6 protein-coding genes and 1 pseudogene are annotated in these 8,544 nt (G+C 65.6%); 6 read left to right on the plus strand and 1 reads right to left on the minus strand.

Going from position 1 to position 8,544, the window contains the following annotated elements:
• The 6 genes and pseudogenes from AC27KI_RS15410 to AC27KI_RS15435 form a co-directional block, all read left to right on the plus strand.
• The coding region (locus tag AC27KI_RS15410) for a LysE family translocator (protein WP_487114588.1) at positions 1-456 on the plus strand (456 nt) is incomplete at its 5' end.
• Positions 457-530: 74 nt separating this feature from the next.
• Positions 531-1,488: pseudogene (locus AC27KI_RS15415) on the plus strand (threonine dehydratase).
• A 434-nt stretch (positions 1,489-1,922) separates the two neighbouring features.
• Complete coding sequence (locus AC27KI_RS15420) at positions 1,923-3,068, plus strand: hypothetical protein (protein WP_487089935.1); 1,146 nt, start codon at positions 1,923-1,925, stop codon at positions 3,066-3,068.
• A gap of 91 nt (positions 3,069-3,159) precedes the next feature.
• The gene (locus tag AC27KI_RS15425) at positions 3,160-4,179 is read left to right on the plus strand and encodes a hypothetical protein (protein WP_487114590.1); all 1,020 of its coding nucleotides are present in this window, start codon (positions 3,160-3,162) and stop codon (positions 4,177-4,179) included.
• Positions 4,180-4,320: 141 nt separating this feature from the next.
• Entirely contained in the window at positions 4,321-4,992 is a 672-nt protein-coding gene (locus AC27KI_RS15430; RefSeq protein WP_487114592.1) for a histidine phosphatase family protein, read from the plus strand.
• A 742-nt stretch (positions 4,993-5,734) separates the two neighbouring features.
• Positions 5,735-7,846 (plus strand): hypothetical protein, encoded by a 2,112-nt coding sequence (locus tag AC27KI_RS15435; RefSeq protein WP_487114594.1) that lies wholly within the window; start codon positions 5,735-5,737, stop codon positions 7,844-7,846.
• Positions 7,847-7,927: 81 nt separating this feature from the next.
• Here the strand turns inward: AC27KI_RS15435 and AC27KI_RS15440 are convergent.
• Positions 7,928-8,544 (minus strand): LysR family substrate-binding domain-containing protein (locus tag AC27KI_RS15440; protein ID WP_487114596.1); only part of this gene is annotated, 617 nt, incomplete at its 5' end.

Here is an 8,544-nt window from a genome sequence, read left to right on the forward strand (position 1 = left end):
CTGTCGGCCCTGCTGGCCGCCGTGCCCATGGCGTTCGATGCGCTGCGCATCGCCGGCGCGGCGTACCTGCTGTGGATGGCGTGGCAGGCCGTCAAGCCCGGCGGCTCCGCGCCGTTCCAGGCCCGCGACCTGCCGCACGACGCGCCGCGCAAGCTGTTTCTCATGGGCTTCATGACCAGCGTGCTCAACCCCAAGGTCGCCATGTTCTACCTGTCGTTCTTCCCGCAGTTCCTGCACCCCGAACGCGGCCACCTGCTGCTGCAAAGCCTCGCGCTCGGGGCCGTGCAGATCACGACCAGCGCCACCGTGAACGCACTGCTGATCCTGTTCGCCGCCCAGGTGGCCCGGTTCCTGCACCGCAGCGAGGGCTGGGTGCGCGCCCAGCGCTACGTGATGGGCACCGTGCTCGGCCTGCTCGCGCTTCGCATCCTGTCCGAAAAGAAAGCCACCGCATGAACGCCGCCACCACCGCCATCGACGCCTTCGCTCCCGCATCGGCACCCGCCACGGACAGCGCGGGCCTGCACGCCATGGCCGCACTCCCCACGCTCGCCGACATCGAGGCCGCCGCCCAGGTGGTGTACGCGGACTTCGCCCCCACGCCCCAGTACCGCTGGGCGCTGCTGGGCGAGCGGCTGGGCACCGAATGCTGGCTCAAGCACGAGAACCACACGCCCGTGGGCGCTTTCAAGATCCGCGGCGGGCTCACGTACTTCGACCAGCTCGCCCGGCGCGGCGCGCTGCCGCGCGAGGTGGTCAGCGCCACGCGCGGCAACCACGGCCAGAGCATGGGCTGGGCCGCGCGCCGCCACGGCGTGGCCTGCACCATCGTCGTGCCGCGCGGCAACTCGGTGGAGAAGAACGCCGCCATGCGCGCCCTGGGCGTCACCCTGATCGAGCATGGCGACGACTTCCAGGAGGCGCGCGAGCACGCCATCCAACTGGCGGCCGACCGCGGCGCGCACATGGTGCCCAGCTTCCATGCCGATCTGCTGCGCGGCGTGGCCACGTACTGGTGGGAATTCCTGCGCGCGGTGCCGCAGATGGCGATCGCCTACGTGCCCATCGGCCAGGGGTCGGGGGGCGTGCTCGGCCATCGCGGCCAAGCGCGCGCTGGGCCACGGCGTTCGCATCGTCGGCGTGGTCAGCGCCCATGCCACCACGTATGCCGACTCCATCGCCGCCGGCCACGTGGTCGAGGCCCCGGTCACCACGCAACTGGCGGACGGCATGGCCTGCCGCGTGGCCGACCCGGCCGCGCTCGCCATCCTGGCGCCGCACCTGGACCACGTGGTGAAGGTGACCGACGCCGAAGTGGCCGCCGCCATGCGCGCCCTGTTCACCGACACGCACAACGTCGCCGAAGGCGCGGGCGCCGCCGCATTCGCCGCCGCGATGCAGGAGCGCGGATCGCTCACCGGCCTGCCCGTGGGGCTGGCGCTCACGGGCGGCAACGTGGATGCGGCGATGTTTTCCGGCGTGCTGTGATCGGCCAGCGCCTCCCATCTCCATGGCCCCTTTCGCCAGCGCAGGGGCGGCCCCTCCGCAGATGGATTCGCATTGAAAAGGGCCGTCAGCACAATGAAAACGCCGGCATGACGCTATTGAAAATATAGCGGCTGCTCTGGGGTCCGCGTCCGCACCATGCCCACGCAGCCCTGATGGCAAAACGGCCATGGACCGGGACATCCGATGCGGCAATCCCCCTGCGGCGCTGCGCTGGCCCGGTTCGCCGTGCAGCAGAAAAGCCGTGGATATCACCGCGCCTTCCCTGCGTGGGTTTTCGGGTCCAACGCCCATAGGACCACACCGCCCAAGCCCATTACCCATTTCAGCGCGTCGCGGCTTGCAAACCGATCCCACGAAAGCCTTTTCCAACGCGTGGAGCGGATAACAAGGCGGCAGAAACGGCGCAGGCATTCATGTTAACCTTCGGTGCGTTTTTAATAGTTACGCAACGAAATCCAATGCCGATGCATCGATCCCTGGCGCGAAAGGGCGCGCTTTCTCTTGCGCTGGTGGCCGTGACGGTGCCCGCGGTTTGGGCCCAGGTCACCGTTCAAGGCTGGACGGTTGGAAGAAGGGGCGCCGATGGGAGAAGCTGTTATCCCTCGGTCCAGGAAGCCTGCACCCTTGGCGGCAACGGCCAGCTGTCTCCCGCACCCTATACGGCAACCGGCTATACCTGCGAAGAGACAGACGACGGCTGGCGCCATTGGGAGGCGATCAACCGGTGCCATTACGAGCAATATCCCACGGTGGTTACCTTGTCAGGGCCGTCGGAAACACGCCCCGCCCACACGGGAGGCTCGGCCGAAATCACGCTGATCGCCAAGGTCACTCAAAGCATCACCGCCAAGCCCGGGGTGGCGCTCGGATTCTCGGTCGATGTCACTGCCCATTCCGGCGGGCATGAACACCACGACGTGGCCCGGCCCAAGGGCCTTTTGAGCGGAACCCAGGGCGTCACCGACGCGAATGGCGAAGTCAAAGTCACCTTCAAAGCCCCGGAAGTGGCAGGAATTCATACCCTGCAAGTCGCTTGCGCCATTTGCTCCAACAGTCCGGCGTCCAAAGAGATCAGGGTCAAGGTGGCAGACCTGCTGCCCATTTCTCCAAACCCGCCGCAAAACGCCGATGGCACTTTTGTCTATGCCCTGACCAGCGTGGACAGGACGCATCAGGGCAATGGGCGGTATCACCACAATCAGTATTACCTGACACAACAGTCATTGCAAAATCTGCTGAGTTTGATTGGGTCCTTTGCTGCTGAAGGCTGGGGTACGGTGGCCCTGAACGATGCCAGTTTGTTTTGGGGAGGGCGCTACGACATTACGTCGAATTGGAGAGCGCCACACGCGGCGCATCGTGATGGCCGTGAAATTGACATTTCGTTCACCCGCGCCAGAAATCCAGTGCCTGCCGACAAGCAGAATAATTTCTACAAAAAATTTTGCGAGACCCATGCAGCCGAAGTTCCTTTCTCAATACTTCATCATTACGCCTCAGCACCGCACTTCCACGTATTTCTCGAAAAGCAGAAAGCCTGCTTCAAATCGGAGCACTGAACCATGAACGTTATCCAACTCATCCGATCTGCGCTGCTGGCCCCAACGCTGTGCACCGGTTTGGCCCTCGCTCAAGACAGCGCCACTTTCGATGCCTCAAAAAAATGCGTGGAAGCTTTACTACCAGGATCCGGAAACTGCGCAGTGGGTAAGTAAAACCTATTTTCAGCAGAATGCGATCAAGCCAAGCATCCATTCGATCGTGCAAGCCAGCGGATCAGCATACGCATACCGTTATCGACTAGTTAACCGCCGTGATGCAAAACAGTCAATCGACCTCTTTCGAATCTGGGGAATTCCTTTGGTATACGCCACACCGGATTTGCCGCCGGTGACGGCAAGCGCGCGAACAGAAAATGACAAGTGGACCCAGCAGTACTGGGATCAATTGACTGCCAAGAGAAATTTCGAAACCAGCGTGATCAAAGCGCCCCAAGGTTGGAGTGGAAACTTGCGCGTTGACGAGCATGTGGGCCAGACCAGTTTCGTCTGGACACCCGGTTTGAAGGACACCGATCCGGACGGTATCTCTCCAGGAAAAACACAAGATGGCTTTCTCGTGACCCGGATGGAGTTGCCCGGCATGGCACGCGCCAAGCTGACGGGATCCACCCCGGAGCCTTGGGGACTGGATAACCTGCCGGATACGCCCTATTGGAGCCAGAAAATCGACGAAATCCAGGACCTGGACTACGTCCTGGTTCCCGTTCTGGCCCCCGTGATTGCCGTGCCGGCACCATACAGCGGCGCGGAACTGGCTCGCAGACTGAGGACCCACGTTCAATCCTGGTCGAAGTACGGGCACGCCAGTGCCGACGTGCTGGCCAGACTGAACCGTCAGTTCGACGTTCTGATTCCCGCGCTGGAAATGAACAACCGGCCCACCGCGCGCGCGGCCGTCGCGGCGATGCGCAAGGAATGCACCGATCACCATCGCGATCTGGTGGATGCCAAGGCCGGCGAAGACGATGACGCGCAAGCCTCGGTCGCGTTGCCGCGCACACCCGCACAACGCAGCGCCACGCCCGCTCCAGCGCTCGACCGCCTGGCGGCCAGGGCGCTGATGTTCGATCTGCGCTACCTCCTGGATCGGATGGATATGGTCCGTTGACGCCCCGCTGCGGATTCTGCGCAACACCCGCATCGGAATGGCCGCCAGCACAATGAAAACGCCGGCATACAGCTATTAAAACGATAGCATTCGTCACCCGGGAGACAAAGGCGCGCCCAGGCCCCGCCCAGAATCGCCGGCATGGGAACCCTCTACCTCGTGCGCCACGGCCAGGCCTCGTTTGGCGCGGATGACTACGACCAGCTGAGCCCGCGCGGGCGCGAGCAGGCGGTGCGCCTGGGCGAGTACTGGCGGGCCCGCAACGTGCGCTTCGATGCGGTGATCACCGGCACGCTGCGCCGCCATGTGCAGACGCTGGAGGGCATCGCCGAGGGCCTGCAGATCACGCCGCAGCCACTGGCCCTGCCCGCCCTGAACGAGTACGACAGCGCGGCGCTCATCGCCGCCATCCATCCCCACCCGCTGCCCCCGCCCGACACGCCCGAGCGGTACCGGCACCACTTCCGGCTGCTGTGCGATGCGCTGGCGCAGTGGATGGGCGGCACGATCAGCCCGGCGGGCATGCCCAGCTGGGTGGCGTTTTCCAGCGGCATCCGCGCGGCGCTGGAGCATGTGCGCCGCCATCACGTGGGACACCACGTGCTGCTGGTGTCCAGCGGCGGGCCGATCTCCACCGCCGTGGGCGAGGTGCTGAGCACGCCGCCCGAAGTGACGATCGCGCTCAACATGCGCATCCGCAACAGCGCGGTGACCGAGTTCAGCATCGCCCCCAAGCGGCTCATGATGCAGACCTTCAACACGCTGCCGCACCTGGACACCGAAGAACACGCGAGCTGGGTGACGCACGCATGAGCGCGGACTGCGCGGGCACTTGGCAGCCTGTTCTGCCCGCCTCTTCCTGCATGGAGGTGGACGACCCAGGCCGACGCAGGCAACTTCGGATGCGCTGACGCGCTTTCGCGCAACCGAGCGCTCGCCACCCCTTTGCCAGCGATTCTGGTGCATTGTTATTGGTGAAACCATGCCCACTCGCGCACTTGCTGCAAAACCGCCCACTCCCCAACCCTTGCCTCCCCGGCCGCACCAGCCCGCCAACGCCACAGCATGCCGCCCTTCGGTGTCATCGTCACACGGCTGGCCGCTCGGACTGCGCTCCATGCGGGAGGCCAGGGAGCACGCCGGGCACAAGCCCAACACGGAGCGCCATGCCGAACTGAGGCCGTTGGCGATCGTCGATGCGGAGGAGGCTGGCTCCAATCTCCTGGCCGCCGTGAAGTACATGACCGATCCATTGCACGGGGCATCCGAGAAAGCCGTGGAATTGGGAACGGAGGGCGTGAACGGCGAGCAAGGGGGAGAAACCTCCGCGGAAGGCGCGGACGGAGGCACGTCCGCCAGCGGAGCGGAAGGGCACCATGCCCAGGATCCGTCCCAGGCCACTGCGCAGCAGGGCGCGGACGCAGGCAACCGCCATGGCGCCAGCGTCGGCACGGAAGACGCGGCCCCCCATGCCGATGCGCTGCACAAGCTTGCAGAAGAAGGCACGCCCAGTGGCGTGAGCGACCTTGCGACCACCCTGGGACTGGGCGCGGCCATGCTGCCGCTGTCGGCGTTGGCGATACACACCGGCTACCGGGAATTGCGCGAGGTGGCCGAGCAGCGCACGATCCTCGAACAACAAAAGGATGCGCTGCAGCACCAGCGCGACAGCCTGCCCGCCGCGGCGCAATCCGGCCCCGCGCAGGCGGCGGTTCAAGCCCAGACGCTTGCGCTGGACCAGACCATCGACGACGTGGCCCACCAGCAGCTCATCAACCGGCACGACGGCCGCGTCGCGGGTGCATCCGTCACTTCGGCCAGTCTGATCTTCGCCAAAACTGCAGTGGAAACCTCGGTGCAGGCGGGCCTGTCGATCGCTTCGGGCCATGCCAATGCCGCCAATCTGGTCGCTCACAGCGCCAGTGCAGCCGGCGCGGCGTCGGCCGCCACGGTCGCCAGCACCTTCGTCCTCGGGCCCGCTGCCAGCGTGATGGCGACGGTGCTGGGCGGAGTTTTTCTGCACCAGTCGCACGTGGAAAAGAAGCGTTTTCGTGCCGACTTCAAGCGTGTCAGCGCTTTTCTGGACGGCGTGAGTGCCAAGGGGCTGAGTGGAGAAACAAAGCAATACCATGATTTCCTGAAAACCAAGTTCGACCAGCGCAACCGCTTCGTGAACGGGTTCAACAACTGGAACAAGGGATTCGTCGTTGGCGGCGTGACTTACACCGCCAGCACCGCGGCCAAGGTGGGCGTCGGCATCGCAACGGTGGCGGGCGCCAGCGCCGTGGCTGGACCCGTCGGCCTTGGCCTGCTGATCGGCGTCGGGCTGCTGGGCGCTGTGACCATGGGCGTCGGCTCGCACCAGTTCGTGCTCACCCACGGCAAGGTCAAGCGATATCGAAACTATGATCGCGAGGACGCGGCGGGCATCGACCGGGCCTTCCTTGCCATGGCGGACCTACTGCCGGCAGCAACCCGCAGGGGGCCGTCGGCGCTGGCGGAAACGCCAGCAGCGCAGGAGGGCACCGTTCCATCCATCCACGCGGATTCGGACGCTGAATCCCCAACCGAAATTTCGTCCTATGCGTCGGCGCTCTCGCGAAGGCTATCGGAACCAGACGACACCGCTCCATCCCTGCCTGCGGATTCGGATATCGATTCCCGATCGGAAATTTCGTCCTATGCCTCGGCGCTGCCGGAAACGCCATCGGATCTGGACGAAACAGAGGCATCCATGCACGCGGATTCGGGCATCGAATCCGGGACGGAGATTTCGTCGCATGCCCCACCGTCGCCGATGCAGCATGCCGGCCCAGTGCCCGCTGAGCCCCAGGGATTTGTGCTGCGCAGCGCCCTCTACCAAGCCACCGATGGCCACGAGCGCGCACTGGGCGGGTTTCTTCGGCAAGCGGCAGAGAGCCTGCAAAAGCGCTACAAGGACAAGGGCCGCTCCACCGATCAAGCCCCTCCCGCGGCGCCCACGCACAAGCGTTCCGTGCAACGCGAGGCCAAGGCTGTCCTGCACGGCGGGCTGGCCTACGGAAAGTCGCTGCTGACCGGCCACAAGCCGCGTGAAGCGCGTGACCAGGCCCGCCAGGCGCACGCAAGCAAGACAGGCCGACTCACCGAGACCGTGCTGGCGCAGTGGCTGGACTCTCCGCAGTCCAGGCAAATACAGGTGGATTACATGCGGACCGCGGTCGATCTGCAAAAGAGATACCTGGAAACCAAGTTGGATGCCCGCGAATCGCTGCGGGACCTGGAGGACTTGCTGGCCGGCTCCGACGCAAGCCTTCTGCCCTCTGCATCCGCAGAATCCCTGGAAACGCCGGCATCCCTTTCAGCCAAGCTTCGCAAGGCCCGCGCCGACGACCAGACCCAATTGCACATGCTGCAGTCGCTCCACGGTGATCTTCAGATGAATTTGATCGATGGCCCTTCTGCCCCGCTGCTGCTGCAGTCCGTCAGGCAGCACTTCCTGGTATCCCAGACCGGCAAGGCGCACAGCCCGGAACACACCGCCCGGCCTTTCGCGCACTACTGCATGAAGCAAGCGCAAACACAGGCCACTGCAGTGCGCGGTACCCTGCTCGCCACGGAAATGCAGGCGGCACGCGTTCGTGACCGCGAGCGGCAAGTGCGCGTCGCGGACGTGGCACAAGCGTGAGCGGGAAAGGGGGGACTGGATTGAACCGCCCCTTCTGACGAACCAGTGGCGCTCAGGCAGGGGCCACACCCGCCGCCGCGATCAGCACATCGCGCAGCGGCTGCCGGCCCTCCCGCGTCGCCAGCCCGATGCCGACCGCCAGCGCCTCGCCCTCGGCCAGCGCCCGGTACACCACACCGGGCCGCCGCAGCGCGGTGAACGACCGGGGCAGCAGCGCCATGCCGCGCCGCTGGCCACCTCCGCCAGCAGGACATGGTGGTCCGCCGGCTCCCGCAGCTTCGGTGCGGCGAACCCATGGCGCGAAAACACCTGCTGGCAGTGGTCGTAGAACGCGGGCTGGCGCGCGCGCTCGAACCAAAAGAGCGCCTCGCTCGCCAGGTCGGCGAGGCGAACCGACCTGCGCCGGGCCAGCGGGTGGGACGACGGCATCGCTACGACCATGGGCAGGCGATCCAGTTCCTGCACGTCGAGCCCGGGGGCCTGCGTCGGCAGCGCGACGAAGGCGGCATCCAGTTTGCCAGCGCCCAGTTGCCGCACCAGCTTCGGCGAGGCATCGGACACCACCGACACCGTGGTGCCCGACTGCGCCGCCTGCACCCGCTGCGCCAGACCGCGGAACCAGGCCGGCTCGACCGCGCTCGTCAGGCCCAGGCGCAGCGTGGCCGGCATGCCCTGGGCCGCTACCGCCGCTTCGCATA

The sequence above is a fragment of the Acidovorax sp. KPB24-03 genome, assembly GCF_057546605.1.